Raw genomic sequence first — 20,084 nt, forward strand, 5'->3', positions numbered from 1 at the left:
ACTTAATTGAGGATCGCAGCGCTTTTAGCAAGGTTCGTATGCAACTTTTCAGTTGGTGTTTGAATCTGTGCAATAAACTTGTTTGTATTTTCTAGCCATGCGAAAATATCCTCAACACTTCTTTGGAGATGCTCCTGAATTTCGTTGTCAGTAACATCAAAGTAGTAGCCCTTATTGGCATTTTGAGCCTTAGGCGTAATAGTGTTTTGCATCTTAGTAAAAAAAATTAGTACACACAATAGCAGAATTACCGTGTCATGGGTAATCCTGTAAGAACTTTTTGTAATAGAAAACCATTGCCTGTAAGCGATGGCGTCATGTTTTCACAATTGCTGATTCCTTTTTAATAAACTCCCAACTTGATGCTGGTGTTTGCCACACATTAAGAAAAAAGGAAGGCAATAGTGGTTTTATAGTCAAATAGCTTTTTGTTGTAACCCTGTGTCATATCAGAGTTGCAGGCAAATATAATAAAAAGAAGAATAGTCTATAATTATTATTATATTAATGGATTGTAACCCTAATGATAAACCTACACTTTAGGAGGTAAGTTTTTCAGCTTTGATAGCATCAGAATATCCTGTTGATCTTGTGTTCTATTGGCGTATTCTTTTAGCTTAATCAAGTCTTCAAGGGAGACAATATAGACTTCAATATCTTCGATTCTTCGTTTTTCTCTTGCTTTCCACATTCCATCAAACGATAAAGGTACATCTATAAGTACATCAATGTTCATATAGTTTAACCTTGTATTGTAGAATGAATAAGCAATCAGGTTACGGGAAGAAATCATTTCCTGACGTGCTTTCTCATCAGTCAGCTCACTAAGTTGAAGGGGCAATCTTGGAGCAAAGTCCAATGATTGGATTGCTTTATTAAACCTGGCAACGTTCTCTTCATCAAACTTAATCAGCAGATCTATATCAGCTGTCATTCTGGGAATTCCATAAATATTTACAGCAAGCCCGCCGCAAACGAGGTATTCTACTTCTTCCTCATATAGCCGTTTGAATAGGCTGGTATATTCCATGTCAAATTAGCTTAGTACAAGGCATATGCCAATCTGGCAAAGCCATCGGTTAGTTAGGTATTGTAAAGTGAATTTAAAAATATCAGTAAAATACTAGGATGTATTTTCTATGATTTCAGTACAGCCTCTACTTTTTGGGTCAGGTCAATAAACTCTTCTACACCAAGCTGCTCAGCTCTTTTGTTGAAAACATCTTGCTCTGTTAGTTCAATTGGTAGGTTAAAAGCTTTCATGGCATTTCTTAAAGTCTTGCGACGTGTACTGAATGCCTGTTTGACTACTTTCTTGAACAAAACTTCGTCACAAGGAACCACATCTCTTGTATTTCTTTTCATTGAGATAACAGCAGAGTCAACCTTTGGAGGTGGGTTGAAAACATCTGGTGGAACAGTGAATAAGTATTCCATTTCGTAATAAGCCTGAAGCAAAATACTTAGAATTCCATTTGTTTTCTTACCTGGAGGTGAGACAATCCTTTCAGCAACTTCTTTCTGAATCATACAAACCACTTCAGTGACTTGGTTTCTATTTTCATATACCTTGAAAAAGATTTGTGAAGAGATATTGTATGGGAAATTACCAATGATAGCTACAGGACTAGGAGCAATTGTAGGTAAGTCAAGCTTAAGGAAATCACCAGATATGATCTGCTCTTCTGCCAAGCCAAGCTCATTGCGAAGATATTCTACAGACTCTATGTCAATTTCAATTACTTGCGTTTCGAAATTGTCTTTTGTAATCAGCTTGTCAGTAAGGACGCCTGTTCCTGGACCAATCTCTAATACTTTTTTGTAGTCACCGTGCATTGTCAGTGCATCGACAATGTCCCATGCAGTTTGTTGGCTGGTAAGGAAGTGCTGCCCTAGGTGCTTTTTTGGTTTGACGTATGCCATTGAGATATTTTTTAATGCCCTTTATTGAATCAAAGTCCTTTCAGGTCATTTTGTTTCTACAACAATTTTGAATGCATAACCATTGCCAAATAGAATTGAAAAATAAGTTCAGGAAAGTGTTTTCCTGAAGGCAATGGGCTGCGAAGATAGTATATTTTTTAGTGAAAGTCTGTAAGATGCGCTTTCCAAATGGTATCTTGGAGGGAAGATTAGGGCAATAAGCGATAAAATTGAATATATTTGTCTCATTCCACTATCATCCTAATTAAATTGGATTAAATAAGGAAAGAGGAATGTGCTAAGTATTGTAAAGGCACTTGAGTATTGCCTGAATAAAAGTTTGGGTTTCAAATTGATAATCAATATCGACAAGAATGAACAAGGAAAATTATATGCTTCAGCTTCGGTCAGTGCCTGAGTTAAACCCTGTACATGATAGCGTAATCATTCTTGAACGGATAGAGGAAGCAAAAGCATTTTGTAATAATGAGGAAAAGCTCTCTTTTATTACAAGGGAGTATGAAGAGAAGAAAAGTGTAGTAGCACTCAATGAGTTTTCACATATTACTTATTTTGTCGTATTGCCTGAAAACCTGAAAGCTTTTCACCAATATGAATACCTTCGAAAAGCAGGGTTTGAAGTTTATCAGAAGCTTGGGAAGAGAAAAAGAATTTCATTACAGGTTGAATCTATCCAAAACAATCTTGAGTTTAAATATGCATTTGTAGAAGGTTTTGTACTCAGCTCTTACAAATTTGATCAATACAAAACTGAGCAGGCAGACCAAGATATAGAACTGTCAGTAGTAGGAGCGGAGGCGACAAGGCTTAAAGAGCTTTACAATATTTTTAAGGCAAACTTTAAATGCCGAGATCTGGTCAATACACCAAACTGTGACCAGTCCGCAGATCAACTGAGTGCAGAATTTAGTAAGATATGTGCTGAAGCAGGAATAGAGATTGAGGTTTTAGGGGTAGATCAAATAAAGTCACTCAAAATGGGTGGACTGTTGGCTGTGAATAAAGGAAGTGATACACCTCCTACATTTACAGTGATGGAATATTGCCCTGAAGAACCAGTAAATGCTCAGCCCATTGTCTTGGTAGGTAAAGGTGTTGTATATGATACTGGTGGTATCTCACTAAAGCCGTCTGTCAATGGTATGTTGGAGATCATGAAAAGTGATATGGCAGGTGCAGCTACCGTTGCGTCAGTGATTTATGCTGTGGCATTAAATAAATTACCATTGCATGTCGTGACGTTAGTGCCAGCAACAGATAACATGCCGGGTAATAGGGCTATTGTACCAGGAGATGTAATTACCATGATGTCAGGAACTACAGTAGAAGTCATTAATACTGATGCAGAAGGAAGACTAATCTTGGCAGATGCATTGCATTATGCTAAAAGGTATCAACCTGAGTTGGTGATTGATGTAGCTACTTTGACAGGTTCATCATTAATGGCTATAGGAAGAGAAGGTTTGGTATATATGGGGAAAGTACCATTTGCCTATAAAAATGACCTAGAGAATATTGGCAGGGAGGTATATGAGCGAGTGGTAGAATTTCCGCTTTGGGACGAATATGGAGACCAGTTGGTTTCTGAAATTGCTGACCTCAAAAACTTGGGAGGACCTACAGCTGGTGCTATCACTGCTGGTAAATTCTTGCAACATTTCACGGATTATAATTGGCTACATTTTGATATAGCGGGACCTGCTTACAATACAGGCAAAGCTAATTACAGAGGCATCAATGCTTCGGGGGTTGGAGTACGTTTACTCTACCATTACCTGAAAGCACAACTTGAAAGAGAATAAATAAGACTAATCAACCTTGGTGCAACTTTATTAGAAATAAAGTTTGCTTTGGCTGAAAATAGAACAAGAGAAATGGACAATAGCAAGCAACAGAACACACCGGAAAAACCGAAAATAGGGATTACCATTGGAGATTATAATGGCGTTGGTCCTGAAATTATAATCAAGGTAATGCAGGATAAACGCATCATGAATATGTGTACTCCGGTGATATATGGGTCAGGTAAAATTCTTACCAAATACAAGCGAATGCTGAATATGGAGGATTTTAGCTACCACCAGTACAATAGTAATAGTTATCTGAATGAGAAAAAGCCCAATGTTGTCAACTGTTGGGCAGATCCGCAGGAAGTGCAACCTGGTAAAGTGACAGAAAGTGCAGGCAAAAGTGCTTACCTCTCACTACAGAAATCAACAGATGATTTAAAAACAGGAAACATTGATGCAGTGGTGACAAGCCCAATTAATAAGGCGAATATTCAACGTGATGAGTTCCGTTATGCAGGACATACAGAGTATTATGCTGATAAATTTGGGAATGAGAATGACGATACACTTATGCTACTTTGTAGTGACGACTTAAGAGTAGGCGTGATCACGGGACATATTCCGCTGAGCAAAGTTCCATCAGCAATTACAAAAGAGCTGATTATAAGCAAAACAGAAGTGTTGATTAAGTCATTGGAAGAAGACTTTGGAATTCAGCGACCAAAAGTAGCTATTCTAGGGTTAAATCCTCATGCTGGAGAAGATGGATTGTTAGGCTCGGAAGAGTTGGAAATCATAGCACCTGCCATTACAGAGATGAATCAAAATGGCCAACTTGTATTTGGTCCATATCCAGCAGATGGTTTCTTTGGAACAATGCTTTATAAAAAGTTTGATGGGGTACTGGCTATGTATCATGATCAAGGCTTGATCCCATTCAAGACATTGGCATTTGAAAATGGTGTAAATTACACAGCAGGTTTGCCTGTAGTAAGAACATCTCCAGATCATGGAACAGCTTATAATATTGCAGGAAAAGGAATTGCTAATGAAGACTCTTTAAGAGAAGCGATTTACCTAGCTGTAGATATTGTCAAGAACCGCAGAAGTAAAGTTGAGCGCAAGATCAGACCAAACGCTAAGCAATTGCTTTCTGAAATGAAAGAAGAAAGTAAGAAGCAGGCACAAATTGATAGAGAGAAGGACGAGCAACGTCAATTAGAAGCCGAGTTGGCAAAACAACAGGCTGAAGAAGACAGGAAGAATGCTGAACAGAGAGGAAGGAAGGAGAATTTCAGAAACTCTGATAGGTCAAATTTCCGAGAAGATACTAGTGCTAGACAGGCTACGGAGGAGGAAAAAGAAGTCGCAGAAGAGAGTAGGAACGAAGAACAAGAGACTTCTGAAAATGCTGACCAGAATCAGGATAGACAACAACGTCCTCAAAAGCAGCATCAAAATAGGAATCGACAGAACAGAAATCAGAATTGGAAAGATAGGAAAAAGCGTAATAAACGTAACTTCGAAGGAAATCAGGGAGGAAGGCCTGATGGAAAGCAATCCAATCCTAATACTCCTGAGCAAGGTAAGCCTAACCCTGATACTTCCAGAGGGAATGATGAAAATAGGGGACAAGTAAGAAATGAAGGAAATAACTAATATAAAAAAGAGTAGTGTTTAGTATAACACTACTCTTTTTTTGTGGAAGCTATTTAGAACTTGTTAGGAGCGTCTATTGTAAGACCAATAACTTTTTCCTCTTCCATTTCGTGTTTTGGGAAAATATCTCCTTGTGGATAAGCCATTCTTGCTGGAGGTCCATAGCTACCATTCTGAATGTAGTTTAATGCAGCGCCAAGCATCGGGTCATTCGCGTCACCCCAAGGGTACATATATCCGTCAAGTGTTTCGAAATCGGCAGGGATTCCATCAAAATAATCTGTCTCGTCCTGAGCATTGAATACCCTGAAATTCATGATGTAATACATATAGTTGGTTTCATCATGCTCATAGGTATATCCACCGACAGGTTTACCAAAAGTAGTTTCCCCAATTACTTTTACATCAATGTATGGGATAAGTGCTTTAATAATCAGTTCACTTGCTGATGCAGTATTTCCTGTGGCTAAAACAAATACTCTGTCCAATTCTAGAGGAGTGGGTGAACTTTGGAAAGTAAGTGTTTCATTTAGTCCATCTTCTCCAGGTCCGACAATGTCATTGAACTGATAAGAAATAAACTCCTTTCCTGTAAAAGTAGAAGGTAATATTGCTTCAGCTATAAGCTGGGAGTTCACAACGTTACCTCCGCCATTATACCTCATATCCAGTACAAGGTCAGAAATACCTTCAGCTTGGAAGTTGCTTAAAACACTTGTGATTTCAGACTTAAATTGGTCAGGATCATAAGAAAAAGATCTGATGACTAGGTACCCAACTTTTTTGCCATCAATTTCTTTTACTTCGTGGTGAGGGAAGATATCTAAATAAACAGCCCCTTTTGTAACAGTCAAAGTTTTTGTTTCTCCACTACTTGTCAGGATCGTAAAATCTTTACTTGAACCACTGTCTCCTGTACCGATAAAACTGTAGAAGTCATTGATGTTGGCTCCATCTACAGATTGACCATCCACTGATAGCAATTGGTCACCTCTTCTGATGCCTTGCTGATAGGCGTCACTTTGAGTGTAAACCTCCATAAAGTACAGTGACTTCAGCGTGTTTTGGTCATAGACCTCACTGCCAAGAAGAACACCAAACCCTGCATTACTTACTTTACCACTTTGTTTTCTTTCTCGGAACTCTTCGAGATTCTGAATAAAACTTAGGTTACTGTCGTGTTCCTTGTAACGCATGGCATTAAGAACCTCGTGAGGCGTAGAGTAGCTTTGAGGGTTTATGCCAGCTGGAATTTCATTTACCCATAAATAATATTGGTTCATGTACTCAAAGATGAACTGTTTGGCTCTGTCTTCAACAGGTACATTGTCCGCATTATTTTCTTTGTCGCAAGAAAAAGTGAAGATTGACAGCAGTATAAGTAGACTGTAATAGATTTTAGAAATGTTATGTGTCATGTCAGTTATGAAGTTTTATTCAGGTTTAGATATTATTTGTTGTTTTTAGATTGATATCATGGAAGACAAAGGTAAACATATTCTCATAGAGTATTTTATAGTAAATATAGGAAACCAAGCGTATATGAAAAATGTTAAGTACTATGCAAGGCATTCCTTGAGTTAAATCTTGTCTTGGAATTTGACAATTTAGATCAGAATAGTCAAATTGATGTTAATACAAAATCGCAAGTTGTTACGATTATAGTTTGAGAAGAATAAATTATTTATTTTAGTGACTACAATTGTCTTATATTTGCACAAAAGAATCGTTTTCTAAACAAACAAGGAATCAATTTAGAGTAATAAAACTATTTAAATGTCTGAGATTCAACACAGAATTAATAACAGAATCAGAGTAAGAGAAGTCAGAGTCGTAGGAGAGAACGTAGAGAACGGGATCTACTCAAGAGATGAAGCTTTGAAATTGGCGAGTGAGCAAGGGCTTGACCTTGTTGAGATTTCTCCAAATGCAAAGCCTCCCGTTTGTAAGATTATCGACTATGCGAAATTCAAATACGAGCAGAAGAAGAGACAAAAGGAACTGAAATCGAAAGCTGCTAAAACAGTAGTAAAAGAGATCCGTTTTGGACCGAACACTGATCAACATGATTTGGACTTCAAAATGAAGCATGCAATCAAGTTCCTGAAAGAAGGAAACAAGGTTAAAGCTTATGTTCACTTCTTCGGTCGTTCTATTGTTTACAAGGATCGTGGACGTGACTTGTTGATGCGTTTCGCAGAAGGTCTGACTGAATATGGAAAAATAGAACAGCACCCTAAGCAGGAAGGTCGTCGTATGATTATGATGCTGACGCCTGTTAGTGCTACTCAAACAAAAAATTAATCAGCCACATTTGTGTTTGGTTAACATGATTTGTTTATATTTGCACGCTCATTTAGATGGGCGTGCATTTTGTTTTGATACTGTTACCAGTATTCAGGCTTAATGCATAGCAATTTATCGAGGCCGTTTTGGCTGCCGTAGGTAGTTGCGTAAATCAATTTCTAACATTTTTAATTTTTCTAAAAATGCCAAAAGTTAAAGTTAAATCAGGAGCAAAGAAGCGTTTCAAGCTTACTGCTACAGGCAAGATCAAAAGAAAGTGTGCCTTCAAAAGCCACATCTTGACTAAGAAAGAAACTAAGCAAAAGAGAAATCTGACTGGTACTACATTGGTAGACAAGTCGGACATGAACAATGTAAAAGCAATGCTGTGGATCTAATCCGTAGTAGTGCTACACATTTACTTTATTAATTTATTTTAGTTTCGATAATTCTTAAAAAAGATATAAAATGCCTAGATCGGTAAATCACGTCGCTTCAAGAGCAAGAAGAAAAAAGATTCTTAAGCTTGCTAAAGGTTACTGGGGAAGAAGAAAGAACGTTTGGACAGTAGCGAAAAACGCAGTTGAAAAAGGTCTTGTATACTCATACAGAGACAGAAAGCAGAAGAAAAGAGAATTCAGAGGTCTTTGGATCCAAAGAATTAACGCTGGAGCTCGTCTGCACGGTTTGTCTTACTCTCAATTCATGGGTAAACTGAATGCTGCGAACATCGACCTGAACAGAAAAGTTCTTGCTGACCTTGCAATGAACCACCCTGAAGCGTTCAAAGCCGTAGTTGAAAAAGTGAAATAAGAATAATCTATTCTTATTCAATTCAATAGGGAAACCTGAGAAATAAATTTTTCTCAGGTTTTTTTGTGTTTATTTGAACTTTCTTGACATTTTTACTGTCCTTTATCTGGTATGCCTTTGTAAAGGTATACTAATACTTTATATATTAACATTAACTACGAGGGCTCGCTAGCTAGGTAAGTCTTGACAACAACAAATGCTTTTTAGTCTGAACTGTCAAAAATGGATTTTAGGGTTCGTAACTATTCTTACTACTTTCTCATGCAGTCCTATTGGATTGGAAAACAGAAATGATATTGACGAGAATACTGAATTCGAACAAATTTTATTGCTACCAAATTCAACACAACATTTAGGAGGGTTGCCATCAACTAACTCTACAGTTGGTGCTGAAGATGCGAAGAGTATGGTAATGGAACCTGACGGTGAAGTTTCATCAAGTTTGCAGTTTGCCGTAAATGAACCAACGGCTGAAGGAATATATATTTCAGTATCGGGGACAGGCACCTATTATATGGTGCCAGTAGAGGCCTTCGATAGTGGGATTATGGAGTTTCCTATTGGTGTAATGAAGAACGTCTCTGGAGGCGTGTTGGAAATAGAGTATAAGGTGTACGGATCTAATGGAGAAGTAGGTACTCCTGAGAGTCTCTTAATAGGGGTGGATGCTCCTTCAAGAGAGGTGTCTTGTGGTGAATCTGTACAGGTAGAAGATCTTATTAATTCTATCACAACCAGTAAGGAAAAAGAGTTGCAGCAACTTGATACACTTTTGGATGATGGAATATTGACCTACTCAGATTATTGTGCTCAAACAGAGAAGATCCTTTTCAAGTTGATGATGGAGTTGAAAACATTGGGTACGAGCTGTAGTGAATTAACCGATAGTGAAATATTCCAGCTTAAACTTCAAGAATATGAGCTTGAATGGGAATCATATAAGTTATGTCCTGATACAGTAAGTGGTTTTAGTAAAGTTGAAAAACCTGTCGAAACTGACTCTTATTAATTGAGGGGGATTATTTTAAGATATGCAGGTTTAATTCTATAAAATGGTGGAGTTCTTCAAGGTCAATAAAATCATAAAAGTTTTCTGATGTGATAAATCTTGGACCTCTCATTTCAAGCGTCTGTTGGAATTGTTCTCGGAGCAATGCTGACAGACGTTCTTTGTTTTCATCCCAACTGTCAGTATAGCTCAGGTCTGCTACAAGCTTATTTTGTTCCAGTTCTTCTGCTGAAAACTCATATTCATCAAATTGCTCAAAAGGGAATCGTTTTTCTATGGCTAGTTTATAAATACGGTTAATATCCCTTACAGCTTCACTGTTGTGCTCTAGGTAGGTAATCGTAGAACGTAACCAAATAACGGTTCTATACTCAGGAAAACTAGCTAGTACAAAGACATTATACCAGTAAAAGTGAAGGTGCTTAGCCAAGAGTTCAAGAAATACCCCTGTTGCCCAACCTGTTCGTTCCCTGTTAGCCTTGTAGTTTTTTTTGTCAAGGTCTTGCAGAGAGGCGCTTAAAGCTTTTTCGAAGTCTTTGAATACCTGCAGCTCATCAGCATAAAAATCAATAGTATTGAACTTCTGATTGGCATTCTTGGTCCATACGAAAAAAGCTTTTTGAGCTGTTTGGAATAGGTTGCTGAAAGGGGTTGTATCCATTTGTAGCGTATTTATTGATATTAAAAATAGACTTCAGCCTTTGGAATTTTTAAGTACCGAAGGCTGAAGTTACAATTAATTATTCAGATGAGAGTCAATATAATCCAGCACCTTCTCGATAAGGTGGATGCGGTCTTTTCCTCTAACATTATGACCGTGCATAGGATATGTGAAGTAATCTAACTGCACACCTTCTTGGACACACGATTGTAAAAATTTGTAGGCATGCTGTGGCACTACAACATCATCACCTGTATCATGGATAAGCAGTAATTTGCCTTTAAGGTTACTTACCTTGTCAAGTAGGTTAGCGTTTGCATATCCTTCTTCATTTTGCTGAGGAGTACTCATATAACGTTCTGTGTACATGATTTCATACAAACTCCAATCCATTACTGCACCGCCTGCAACACCCACTTTGAACGTGTCAGGAGACTTCAGCATTAGGCTTGTCGTCATAAACCCGCCAAAACTCCATCCATGTACAGCCATTTTATCTGCATCTACATAGGAAAGTCCTTTGAGGTACTCAACTCCTTTAAGTTGATCCTTGATCTCTACATCACCAAGGTGTAGGTGAGTAGCTTGCTCAAATGCTTTACCTCTATTTTCAGAACCTCTACCGTCAACTGTAAAAACAATGTAACCTCTTTGAGCTGCATATTGCATCCAAAGAGGAGCAGAAGCTTGCCATGTATTTTGAATAAGCTGTACACCAGGTCCGTTGTAAACATATACAATGACAGGGTACTTCTTTGAGGCGTCAAAGTCTGAAGGCTTAATCATTCTACAGTTAAGAGGAGTTCCATCATCAGCTTTGATTTGGAATAGCTCTATTGGTGAAGTGGTGTAGTCTTTTAGAGTGTTTGCTGCTGTTAGCAGGTTTTTGACTTCTTTACCATTTGCATCCAAAATACTTGCCGTGTATTGAACATCATTGGCAGTGAATGAGGTCAGCAGCATTTTGGAGTTCTTCTCATATTGGACGTGGCTGTAGGTGCCTGATTTCTGACTAATCTTCTTTTGTCCGCCTTTCTTGATATCTGCTTGATAGATGACACGGTCCATTCCAAAGTTATCTGAGCCAACAAGGATTACTTTTTTATTGGTTTTGTCAAAGCCAATAATGTCAGTTACAATCCAATCTCCTGATGTTACTTGGTTCAGCAGTGTTCCGTCAAGGTTATACCTGTAAATATGCTCATACCCATTTCTTTCTGATCTCCAAAGGAACTCATTAGGTGAGTTAGGGACAAACATCATTGGGTGAAGAATAGACAGGTATTTGTCATCTTTTTCTTCTAGAATGGTTTTGACAAAATCTCCAGTTGCAACATCGTACTGATTTAGTTTCAGGTGATTTTGTGCCCGGTTGAGTACCGCTATGTAGATGAACTTCTCTTCAGGTCCCCAAGCTACATTTGTGAGGTATTGTTCTTTTGGTTCCCCTGTTTTGACAAATACAGTGTCTCCTGTAGCTACATTGTAGATACCCAATCTTACGTGATGACTTTTCATCCCAGCCATAGGGTACTTGATATTGTTGACAGTGGCAGGGTGTGTATTGATATCAACTAATGGATAGTCAGTAACCATAGTCTCATCCTTCCTGTAAAAAGCTAGGAAGTTGCTTTTAGGAGACCAAAAAGTACCTTTCTCGATACCAAACTCAAAGCGGTGTACAGCCTGACCAAATACAATACCTTTATTGTTCTCATTGGAAATAGCCTTCTGACCGTTAGCATCGCCAATATAAAGGTTATTGCCAATCGTATAAGCCACGTGATTGTGATCAGGCGATAGTTCCTGATTTGCACCTCCTTCAGGTAGGCTAGATATGAATGATGATTTTTTTGAGCTTAAATCATATTTGAAATAATTGCGGTTAGCAACAAAAGTGAAACTATTGGCACCAGACCACTTTACAGTAGGAAATGACTCCAAAGATGAAAGCTTCTCATTGCTTTCTTGTAGGTCAGACAAAGACACTAACCCAGTGGCATCACCTTTTATACCTTGCTTGACAAGGCCATTGTCTTTTTGGTAAACATATATTCCTTTTGCTCCTTCTAGCCAATGAAGCTGTTCGATGTGTTCAGGATAAAGGTAAGTCCATCTTCCAATGATGGCATCTTTAAGAGAAAGTTTCTTTTTGGCTTCCTGTCCAAGAAGTTGCCCACTGAATAGCACAGGCAGGATAAGCAAAAGCCACACTTTCATTTTTTTCATATCAAGTTGAGATTAAAAATTGATGATATATTGAATTTTAACTCCGGTTGGATGTCTGTATATCAAAGATGGGTTAGCCCATTTTATTCCATTTGACTCAGACCTATCAAAGGTATAAAAAAACATAGTGAATGCGATAGTTCTTAAAGGTGTGAAAGGATTCGGTAGCTTATAAAATGTAACAATTATTACAATTTATGTAGTGCCAAACATCCGATATTGTAAAAGTGAACAAACTGGATTCTCCTTTTACTGAACTATACCACTATCTTTTAGACTTTAATTTAAGCTATGAAAAAATTACTATCAGCGGTTTTCCTATTTCTGTTTTCATCAATGTTAGTTTATGCCCAAAATGGGAAAATCCAATGGCTCAGTTTTGAGCAAGCTGTAGAAAAGGGCAAGAAAGATCCTAAGCCAATCATTGTGGATGTGTATACTGACTGGTGTGGGTATTGCAAAAAAATGGATAAGACCACTTTTCAGGATGAGAAGATTGCATCATATATCAATGAGAATTTTTATGCGGTAAAGTTCAATGCTGAAAGCAAACAACCAATTAAATTCCAAAACCAGACATATGAATATGTAGGACAAGGAAAGAAAGGAGTGCACGAGTTGGCATATGCTTTACTTCAAGGGAAGATGAGCTATCCTACGATTGTTTTTTTGGATGAAGAGTTTCGGCTGATTCAGCCTATTCCGGGGTTTATGACTAGAGAAAACCTTCACCCAATTCTCACCTTCTTTGAAGGAGATGACTACAAAAACACTCCTTGGGAAGAATATACCAAGCAGTACAAATCGCCATACGCCGAATGATTGGAGTATTGATAAAAAAGAAAGCCGTAATCATTTGAGTAATTACGGCTTTTATATTGCTAATGATTAGTTGTTTTCTGGAATACGCTTCAATGTTTCCAATAGGTATTGCCAGAAGCGTTCAACAGTATCAATCTTACACATCTCATCAGGAGAGTGAGGGTTTTTGATAGTTGGACCAAATGAGATCATATCCAAGTTTGGATAGTGCTCTCCAATGATTCCACACTCCAAGCCAGCATGAACAGCATTAACAATGGCTTCCTTGTCAAACATTTCAACATGCAAGTCTCTCATTACATTCAAAATGTTTGATTTAGGATTAGGAGCCCATCCTGGGTACTCACCACCATGTTCTATTGTAGCACCAAGCATCTTGAAGGCAGCCTCAATCTGATGAGCAACATCAAGTTTGGCTGAGTCAACAGAGCTACGAGTCAGTGACTGAGCTGAGAAGTTTCCATCTTTCAAGATAATTCTAGCCAAAGAAGTAGATGTTTCTACAAGTCCTTCAATATCGGCGCTCATTCTGCTTACACCATTAGGACAAGCATAAACTGCAGCGATGATGTCTGTTTGTGCTTCAATGCCCATTACATTTTCAGGGCGATCTGTTGGTGCAGCAAAAACTTCAAGTTTTGGTTCAGTTGTGCTTAATTCAGCCTTTACAGTTGAGGCAAATTCAGCAACATACTTTTCAAACTCAGCAGCTTTTTCTTCAGAAACAACCACCTTAGCGAAAGACTCTCTTGGAATAGCATTGCGAAGACCACCACCGTCGATCTCACTTACACGCAGACCAAATAGGTTGTATGTACTCCAAAGCAAACGGTTCATCAGCTTGTTGGCATTCCCTCTACCAAGATGAATGTCGCAGCCTGAGTGACCACCTTTGAGTCCTTTTACAGTCAGTTGGTATGCTTTACCATTGACAGGCGCTTGCTCTTGAGCGTACTGCCAAGTGATGTTTGTATCAATACCACCAGCACATCCAATACACAGCTCGCCTTCATCCTCTGTATCCATGTTCAAAAGGATGTCAGCTTTCAATAGGTTTTCCTGAAGGTTCATAGCTCCAGTCATACCAGTTTCTTCATCTATTGTGAATAGCGCTTCGATTGGACCGTGCTCAATATCGTTAGAACGAAGTACTGCCATAGCTGCAGCTACACCAATACCGTTGTCAGCTCCAAGAGTAGTTCCTTTTGCCTTTACCCAACCATCTTCGATGTATGACTCAATTCCTTGCGTGTCAAAATCAAAGTCCACATCTGCATTTTTTTGGCAAACCATGTCAACGTGTGCTTGTAGCACAACCGTTTTCTTGTTTTCCATGCCTTTAGTGGCAGGTTTGCGGATAATCACATTGCCAGCACTGTCCAAAAGTGTTTCAAGACCCAAGTCTTCACCAAACTTCTTGACAAATGCTACCACTTTCTCTTCTTTCTTTGAAGGTCTGGGGATAGAATTCAGTTGCTCGAATGATTCCCACAGAACAGATGGATTCAGTTTTGCTACTTCTTTGTTCATTGTTAGTACTTTTTATAGTGACGCTTTTTGAACAGCAGTTATTTGTAATGTATTGCTTAATTGTTTACTTCTAGTTAATTGGTTTGAATCGACGTGGAGACATTACCTTTTCGGCGAATTTACATATTATTTAATTTAAAAAGAGTGATGCCTGTTTAGCCTTTCCAATTGCAAAGCTACTAAACAGGCTCTGATATAACAGTTTTGGGAACGTTTTGTCTAAATCTTTTAAGAAGCTGTCCTAAATAACAGATGCAGGTATTGAAGTTAACCTGTTGTTAATATGCAGAATGTTATTCTGTTTGGCGTGAGTTCAGGCAATGTTGCATGTATCTATTTATACTTGGAGGAGGGGAATATTGCTTCCAGACAGGCAAGTTTTTTCAAACTTTTATGTAAATTCATTTGAAAATAATGCGATTACTCGGGCAAAATTTCACGACTGCTTTCAAATATTTAAGCTAATGTGAGCGCAAATTAATTACTTTAAACTAATTATTTATGGACTTTCAGTTTGTTGAGCACAGATGAGGGGTCAATAAGCATAACCTATTACTTACAAATTACCATTTATTGACCTTAAATCAGCTACAGTAAGATGAATTCAACTACCTCAAATCTCAAGCACCTTCCGATGATTAAACAAATTGAAGCAATCGCCAAATCTGCCCATAATTCCCGCTTGGATATGACTGCCGTGCTAAGAGAAAAAAAAGTCGTAAGGGCAGTAGCGGAAAGCATTCAGGGAGATGAAATAGAAGCGGTCTTTTTTTCCGTATTGTTTACACTCAACTTTCAAAATGATGAAATTTACCTAAAAGATATTGCTGAATACTTTGATTGTGAAACCATAAGATTGGCTGAATACCTTAACGTCATAGACCGTTTGGTGGAAAAACGCCTTGTCCGAAAGTTTTCCAGTGGGAGTATTATGCGAAGACGTACTTACAACCGCAAGAAGGAACGGATTAGTAGTATTGGATACTTTATCACAAAAGATGTTTTGGATGGCGTACTTCAGAATAACCTAATGGGCTTTGAGAATAGCTCAGAACAACTTTCATTGGTCTCGTTCCTTGAAAGGGTGGATGACTTGATGGAAGAGCGAGAAGATGAAGAAATGACATACTTCGAGATGCGTAAAGAAGTGTTTGATTTAATAGATCAGAATACACAACTGCACATCTGTAAGAGTATGAAAGAACTAAAGCTAGGAGAAATAGAGTCTTTGTTCTTGTTGCATTTGGCTTACGAGACAATCAGTGGAAACCCTGAAGTGGATGTTGAAAGGGCTTGCAATAGGGTTTTTGAAGACTTGAATCACCGCTTTATGCTTCGGAAGTTACTTTTGAAAGGTTCAGCCAACCTATGCAAGATGGAGCTGATCAAACTTGAGGAAGGAATGTTCCGAAATGATAGGGAAGTGATGCTTACTGAAAAAGGGATTAAAATCCTTTTTGGTGATGATGCAGATGTAATTCAGGTTGAAAGAACAAAAATCGAAACTAAAAACCTGATTACGATAGACCAGATAAAGGTTCAGGAACTTTTCTATAATCAGGAGGAGCAGTCACAGGTAAGAAAACTGACTTCGGTATTGCATGAGCGTAAACTGAAAAAAATTCAGAAGAAGCTTGATGAGTATAAAATGCAGCAAGGCTTTTCGGTACTGATGTATGGTGCTCCTGGTACTGGCAAGACAGCGACAGTTTATAAATTGGCTAAAGAAACAGGCAGGTCGCTATACAGAGTAGAAGCCAGTGAAGTGAAAAGTATGTGGCATGGAGAGTCGGAGAAAAACCTGAAGCGTATCTTTGATATTTATTCAGAAATGGTGAAGCAATCTGACAAGGCGCCAATTTTATTTTTGAACGAGGCCGATGCCATTTTGAGTAGAAGAATTGATGTTCATCACGCTATAGATCAGACAGCAAATGCCTTGCAAAATATCCTGCTTCAGGAGATGGAAGACCTGAATGGGATTCTAATTGCAACAACTAACCTTGCCAATAATTTGGATAAGGCTTTTGAAAGAAGGTTTTTGTTTAAATTAAGGTTTAATGCTCCTACAGCAGAGGTGAGAAGGAAAATTTGGAGATCAAAGATTGTCTCTTTATCAAATAAGGAGGCTAAGCTGTTAGCTGATGAGTTTGAATTTTCAGGTGGTCAGATAGACAATATCGCCCGTAAATACTTGATGAGTGTTATACTCAATAACAGGGAACCTGATTTGGATGAATTGAGAAGTTACTGCCTGAATGAAAGTATTCAGGATGTTAAGAATTCGAGATTAGGTTTCTGAAAATAGATAAAACTATAAAGGGGATGAATCATAAAATTCATCCCCTTTTTTTTAAAATTCATATGATGTTTGGAATTGGGTATTCCAGTCTTCTTTTACAAAATCCTTTTGAAGGTTTCTTTCAACTACTTCCAAAAAATCAAGACGTGGAATCATCTCAGCACCTAAGCTCTCAAGGTGGCGGGTATGAACCTGACAATCTATAAGTTCAAAACCATGTTTATGCAAATTTTTGGCTAGTACGATAAACCCAACCTTGGAGGCATTGCTTACTTTGGCAAACATGGATTCACCAAAAAAGCATTTGTTCATACAGCCTCCATATAGCCCACCGACTAGCTTGTCATCTTGCCAGACCTCCACAGAGTGTATAAACCCTTTTTTGTGCAAATCTAGATAAGATTGTTTCAGTTCATCAGAAATCCAAGTTTCACCACCCTGCCCAGGGCGATAAATCTGCTGACAATTTTCTAACACAGCGGCACAGTCCTGATCAAAAGTAACCTTGAAGTTACCCTTTCGGAAAACTTGCCGCATGCTTTTCGATACCTTCACTTTCTCAGGATACAACACAAACCTAGGGTTGGGGCACCACCAGAGAGGTTCTTCTCCAGGGTTGAACCAAGGAAAAATACCATTGGAGTAGGCTTCCAACAATCTGTCAGGGGAGAGGTCACCACCTACGGCAATAATACCTGGTTCTTCTGCCAAATATGGAGGGGGAAAAGCTGTATCCTGCTCATCTAACCTGAAAATCGGCATAGCTTTTTCTAATTAATAATGATCAATAATATTAATTGAGTTCCATTTTATAAGCAGTCATCATAAAAATTGACTCAGTTTTGGAACAAAATTAGGAAGAAGTAGTGGATTTGTACAACGTACTTAAGGAAATGATGCCGTTGTATGGTACCTCATTACTTTCTCTAAAATAGCAAAAACAGCTTCCTTTTACCATAGGTAGTAAAAGAGGAAGCTGTTTTTTATCAAGAAAACGAACAATATTACTGAATAATAATGCCTGTTTCTTATTTGTATTATTAGGAGACTGATTCCTTAGTACAGTACTCTGACCTTGATGGTATCATCAATGTTCTTCAGTTCTGTAATCAGTTCAGGTCCGTATTCCTTGTCAATGTCAGTGATTACATAACCAATTTTTTCATTGGTTTTTAGGTACTGACCTTCAACGTTGATATTGTGTTTAGCAAAAATCGTGTTAATCTTAGCCAAGATACCAGATACGTTTCTGTGAATATGCAACAACCTGTGCGCGTCATCTAGCTTAGGCAATTGCAGGTTCGGGAAGTTAACACTGTTATAAGTACTACCTGAGTTGATATATTCAACAATCTTGCTAGGAACAAAGTCTGCAATATTTACCTGAGCTTCTTCAGTACTACCACCAATATGTGGCGTCAGGATGATGTTTTCGTGCAGTGCCAATGGAGACTCAAATGGCTCGTTGTTGTTTTTCGGCTCTACAGGGAACACGTCTACACCAGCACCTCTGATCTTACCACTTTCCAGTGCATCATTTAGTGCCTTAATGTCCACTACAGGTCCTCTGGCAAGGTTTACGAAAATGGCACCATCTTTCATTTTGGCAAATTCAGCTGCTCCGAAGAAGCTTTTATTGCTTTCTCTACCATCAACGTGAAGTGAGATGATATCGGCAGTAGCAAGCAATTCATCCAAAGAAGATACTTTAGTTGCATTACCAAGCGCCAGCTTTTCTACAATATCATAGTAGAAAACATTCATACCCATCGCTTCTGCCAGTACAGAAAGTTGAGCACCAATATTACCGTATCCGATAATGCCCAGTTTTTTACCTCTTATTTCTGAGCTATTGTTGGCAGACTTCTTCCACTCTTTTTTATCCATCTGGCGCATGCGCTTCGGAATACCTCTCATCAGCATGATAATCTCGCCAATAGCCAATTCTACCACACTACGTGTGTTACTGAAAGGAGCATTGAACACCGCAATACCTTTTTCCTGACATGCTTCCAGATCAATCTGGTTGGTCCCGATACAGAAAGCACCAACTAGCATTAGTCGGTTGGCATTTTCCAGCACCTTGCGAGTAACGATAGTTTTTGAGCGGATACCCAGAACATGAACGCCCTTGATTTTTTCAGCAAGTTCATCTTCATCCAAAGCACCTTTCATCAACTCTACGCTATAACCTTCGGATTCAAGTTTAAGCTTGGCACTTTCGTGAACGTTTTCCAGCAGCAAGATCTTGATCATACTTTTTGGGTATGATGTAGCCGTTGGAAGGTTGTGCGTAAACAGGATTTCATCAAAGTTTTGAGCTACTTGATCCGCATTAGCCACTACAATTTCCCTTTCAACATTTTCAGTGAATGCATAGAACTTGTCAGCAAGACCAGCTTTACGGATTTCATAATCTGTATAGCCGTCACCGATAACGATCACTTCACCGTTTAGCTGAAGTTGCTTCATCAGTTTCACCTTTCCTTCATGTTCTGAAAGTGGGTTACTGCGGTCAAAACCTGTGATATTGCCGGATGCATCATAAGTAAATGTGTTGGCATACACATTTTCGGGCTTGATGCCGTACTCTACCACAATCGGCTCGATAAAGTCTTTGAATCCGCTGGAAATGATCAAAACATCATCAGCGTAATTTTCAAAGAAATGCCTGTTACGTTTCACTGAATCGGAGACCTTTCCTTTCAGTGCTTGAATAAGTTTCTCGATCTCACCTTTACCTGCCTTAAGCAAGGCCAATCGTGATTCGAGCGCCTCACGAAAAGAAAGTGAGCCTTCCATTGCCTGATCTGTCAGGGACTTGATCTGTTGGGCAATTTCATCTTTGTTCTCCTTGCCTTCGTACGCAATGTCACATAGTACATCTAGTGCTTCTACTTGAGTAAAAGTACTGTCGAAGTCAATCACGAAGTGTTTCTTGGATTCCATGCTAACTTTAAAGAGTGTGTTGATTCTAATCAGAGCTATTTTTCATTGTAAAGATTGTAATATTTTAAGTCTTTATTAAATATCTCATGA

Annotated in this window: 17 protein-coding genes; 8 read left to right on the plus strand and 9 right to left on the minus strand. The window is 38.5% G+C overall.

Translation table 11 applies throughout. The features are described from left to right. Positions 1 to 2: 2 nt before the first annotated feature. The 3 genes from V6R21_RS14430 to rsmA all read right to left on the minus strand — a co-directional run bounded on the left by V6R21_RS14430 (position 3) and on the right by rsmA (position 1,923). Positions 3 to 212, minus strand: coding sequence for a hypothetical protein (locus V6R21_RS14430; protein ID WP_334244330.1), 210 nt, complete (start codon positions 210 to 212; stop codon positions 3 to 5). A 320-nt stretch (positions 213 to 532) separates the two neighbouring features. Beyond that, positions 533 to 1,030, minus strand: a complete 498-nt coding sequence (locus V6R21_RS14435) for a nucleotidyl transferase AbiEii/AbiGii toxin family protein (RefSeq protein WP_334244331.1) — start codon at positions 1,028 to 1,030, stop codon at positions 533 to 535. A 107-nt stretch (positions 1,031 to 1,137) separates the two neighbouring features. Next, the gene (gene rsmA / locus V6R21_RS14440) at positions 1,138 to 1,923 is read right to left on the minus strand and encodes a 16S rRNA (adenine(1518)-N(6)/adenine(1519)-N(6))-dimethyltransferase RsmA (RefSeq protein WP_334244332.1); all 786 of its coding nucleotides are present in this window, start codon (positions 1,921 to 1,923) and stop codon (positions 1,138 to 1,140) included. 374 nt (positions 1,924 to 2,297) lie between these two features. Here rsmA and V6R21_RS14445 point away from each other — a divergent pair, with 374 nt between their 5' ends. Continuing rightward, a complete protein-coding gene (locus V6R21_RS14445; protein WP_334244333.1) occupies positions 2,298 to 3,746 on the plus strand; it encodes a leucyl aminopeptidase family protein in 1,449 nt (482 codons plus the stop codon). A gap of 48 nt (positions 3,747 to 3,794) precedes the next feature. Then, entirely contained in the window at positions 3,795 to 5,393 is a 1,599-nt protein-coding gene (gene pdxA / locus V6R21_RS14450) for a 4-hydroxythreonine-4-phosphate dehydrogenase PdxA (protein ID WP_334244334.1), read from the plus strand. A 53-nt stretch (positions 5,394 to 5,446) separates the two neighbouring features. Here pdxA and V6R21_RS14455 read toward each other — a convergent pair whose 3' ends face one another. Beyond that, positions 5,447 to 6,811, minus strand: a complete 1,365-nt coding sequence (locus V6R21_RS14455; protein WP_334244335.1) for a S41 family peptidase — start codon at positions 6,809 to 6,811, stop codon at positions 5,447 to 5,449. Between the two features lie 358 nt (positions 6,812 to 7,169). On the opposite strand from V6R21_RS14455, the gene infC reads away from it, so the two are divergent. The 4 genes from infC (at position 7,170) to V6R21_RS14475 (ending at position 9,501) form a co-directional block, all read left to right on the plus strand. Beyond that, positions 7,170 to 7,697 (plus strand): translation initiation factor IF-3, encoded by a 528-nt coding sequence (infC, locus tag V6R21_RS14460; RefSeq protein ID WP_334244336.1) that lies wholly within the window; start codon positions 7,170 to 7,172, stop codon positions 7,695 to 7,697. 185 nt (positions 7,698 to 7,882) lie between these two features. Then, positions 7,883 to 8,077, plus strand: a complete 195-nt coding sequence (gene rpmI / locus V6R21_RS14465) for a 50S ribosomal protein L35 (RefSeq protein WP_334244337.1) — start codon at positions 7,883 to 7,885, stop codon at positions 8,075 to 8,077. Positions 8,078 to 8,147: 70 nt separating this feature from the next. After that, positions 8,148 to 8,492: a 50S ribosomal protein L20 gene (rplT, locus tag V6R21_RS14470; protein ID WP_334244338.1), complete on the plus strand. Its 345-nt coding sequence runs from the start codon at positions 8,148 to 8,150 to the stop codon at positions 8,490 to 8,492. A gap of 196 nt (positions 8,493 to 8,688) precedes the next feature. Then, the gene (locus V6R21_RS14475; protein ID WP_334244339.1) at positions 8,689 to 9,501 is read left to right on the plus strand and encodes a hypothetical protein; all 813 of its coding nucleotides are present in this window, start codon (positions 8,689 to 8,691) and stop codon (positions 9,499 to 9,501) included. A 10-nt stretch (positions 9,502 to 9,511) separates the two neighbouring features. Here V6R21_RS14475 and V6R21_RS14480 read toward each other — a convergent pair whose 3' ends face one another. Next, the gene (locus V6R21_RS14480; RefSeq protein WP_334244340.1) at positions 9,512 to 10,162 is read right to left on the minus strand and encodes a hypothetical protein; all 651 of its coding nucleotides are present in this window, start codon (positions 10,160 to 10,162) and stop codon (positions 9,512 to 9,514) included. A 75-nt stretch (positions 10,163 to 10,237) separates the two neighbouring features. After that, positions 10,238 to 12,391 (minus strand): S9 family peptidase, encoded by a 2,154-nt coding sequence (locus tag V6R21_RS14485; RefSeq protein WP_334244341.1) that lies wholly within the window; start codon positions 12,389 to 12,391, stop codon positions 10,238 to 10,240. 291 nt (positions 12,392 to 12,682) lie between these two features. On the opposite strand from V6R21_RS14485, the gene V6R21_RS14490 reads away from it, so the two are divergent. Continuing rightward, positions 12,683 to 13,213 (plus strand): thioredoxin family protein, encoded by a 531-nt coding sequence (locus tag V6R21_RS14490; RefSeq protein ID WP_334244342.1) that lies wholly within the window; start codon positions 12,683 to 12,685, stop codon positions 13,211 to 13,213. Between the two features lie 66 nt (positions 13,214 to 13,279). Here the strand turns inward: V6R21_RS14490 and V6R21_RS14495 are convergent, their stop codons facing one another. Next, on the minus strand, positions 13,280 to 14,743 hold the full coding sequence (locus tag V6R21_RS14495) for an aminoacyl-histidine dipeptidase (protein WP_334244343.1): 1,464 nt from the start codon (positions 14,741 to 14,743) through the stop codon (positions 13,280 to 13,282). A 634-nt stretch (positions 14,744 to 15,377) separates the two neighbouring features. Here V6R21_RS14495 and V6R21_RS14500 point away from each other — a divergent pair. Next, positions 15,378 to 17,045 carry an ATP-binding protein gene (locus tag V6R21_RS14500; protein ID WP_334244344.1) on the plus strand — a complete coding sequence of 556 codons (1,668 nt, stop codon included), beginning with the start codon at positions 15,378 to 15,380 and terminating at the stop codon, positions 17,043 to 17,045. Positions 17,046 to 17,096: 51 nt separating this feature from the next. Here V6R21_RS14500 and aat read toward each other — a convergent pair whose 3' ends face one another. Both aat and serA read right to left on the minus strand, forming a co-directional pair. Continuing rightward, entirely contained in the window at positions 17,097 to 17,807 is a 711-nt protein-coding gene (gene aat / locus V6R21_RS14505; protein WP_334244345.1) for a leucyl/phenylalanyl-tRNA--protein transferase, read from the minus strand. A 294-nt stretch (positions 17,808 to 18,101) separates the two neighbouring features. Then, positions 18,102 to 19,994 (minus strand): phosphoglycerate dehydrogenase, encoded by a 1,893-nt coding sequence (serA, locus tag V6R21_RS14510; protein WP_334244346.1) that lies wholly within the window; start codon positions 19,992 to 19,994, stop codon positions 18,102 to 18,104. Between the last annotated feature and the right edge of the window lie 90 nt (positions 19,995 to 20,084).

The sequence above is a fragment of the Limibacter armeniacum genome, from assembly GCF_036880985.1.
Classification (GTDB): domain Bacteria; phylum Bacteroidota; class Bacteroidia; order Cytophagales; family Flammeovirgaceae; genus Limibacter; species Limibacter armeniacum.

Coding starts and splice junctions, on each gene's coding strand:
- V6R21_RS14430 (WP_334244330.1), bottom strand. CDS start 212: ATGCAAAACACTATTACGCCTAAGGCTCAAAATGCCAATAAGGGCTAC.
- V6R21_RS14435 (WP_334244331.1), bottom strand. CDS start 1,030: ATGGAATATACCAGCCTATTCAAACGGCTATATGAGGAAGAAGTAGAA.
- rsmA (WP_334244332.1), bottom strand. CDS start 1,923: ATGGCATACGTCAAACCAAAAAAGCACCTAGGGCAGCACTTCCTTACC.
- V6R21_RS14445 (WP_334244333.1), top strand. CDS start 2,298: ATGAACAAGGAAAATTATATGCTTCAGCTTCGGTCAGTGCCTGAGTTA.
- V6R21_RS14455 (WP_334244335.1), bottom strand. CDS start 6,811: ATGACACATAACATTTCTAAAATCTATTACAGTCTACTTATACTGCTG.
- infC (WP_334244336.1), top strand. CDS start 7,170: ATGTCTGAGATTCAACACAGAATTAATAACAGAATCAGAGTAAGAGAA.
- rpmI (WP_334244337.1), top strand. CDS start 7,883: ATGCCAAAAGTTAAAGTTAAATCAGGAGCAAAGAAGCGTTTCAAGCTT.
- rplT (WP_334244338.1), top strand. CDS start 8,148: ATGCCTAGATCGGTAAATCACGTCGCTTCAAGAGCAAGAAGAAAAAAG.
- V6R21_RS14475 (WP_334244339.1), top strand. CDS start 8,689: ATGCTTTTTAGTCTGAACTGTCAAAAATGGATTTTAGGGTTCGTAACT.
- V6R21_RS14480 (WP_334244340.1), bottom strand. CDS start 10,162: ATGGATACAACCCCTTTCAGCAACCTATTCCAAACAGCTCAAAAAGCT.
- V6R21_RS14485 (WP_334244341.1), bottom strand. CDS start 12,391: ATGAAAAAAATGAAAGTGTGGCTTTTGCTTATCCTGCCTGTGCTATTC.
- V6R21_RS14490 (WP_334244342.1), top strand. CDS start 12,683: ATGAAAAAATTACTATCAGCGGTTTTCCTATTTCTGTTTTCATCAATG.
- V6R21_RS14495 (WP_334244343.1), bottom strand. CDS start 14,743: ATGAACAAAGAAGTAGCAAAACTGAATCCATCTGTTCTGTGGGAATCA.
- V6R21_RS14500 (WP_334244344.1), top strand. CDS start 15,378: ATGATTAAACAAATTGAAGCAATCGCCAAATCTGCCCATAATTCCCGC.
- aat (WP_334244345.1), bottom strand. CDS start 17,807: ATGCCGATTTTCAGGTTAGATGAGCAGGATACAGCTTTTCCCCCTCCA.
- serA (WP_334244346.1), bottom strand. CDS start 19,994: ATGGAATCCAAGAAACACTTCGTGATTGACTTCGACAGTACTTTTACT.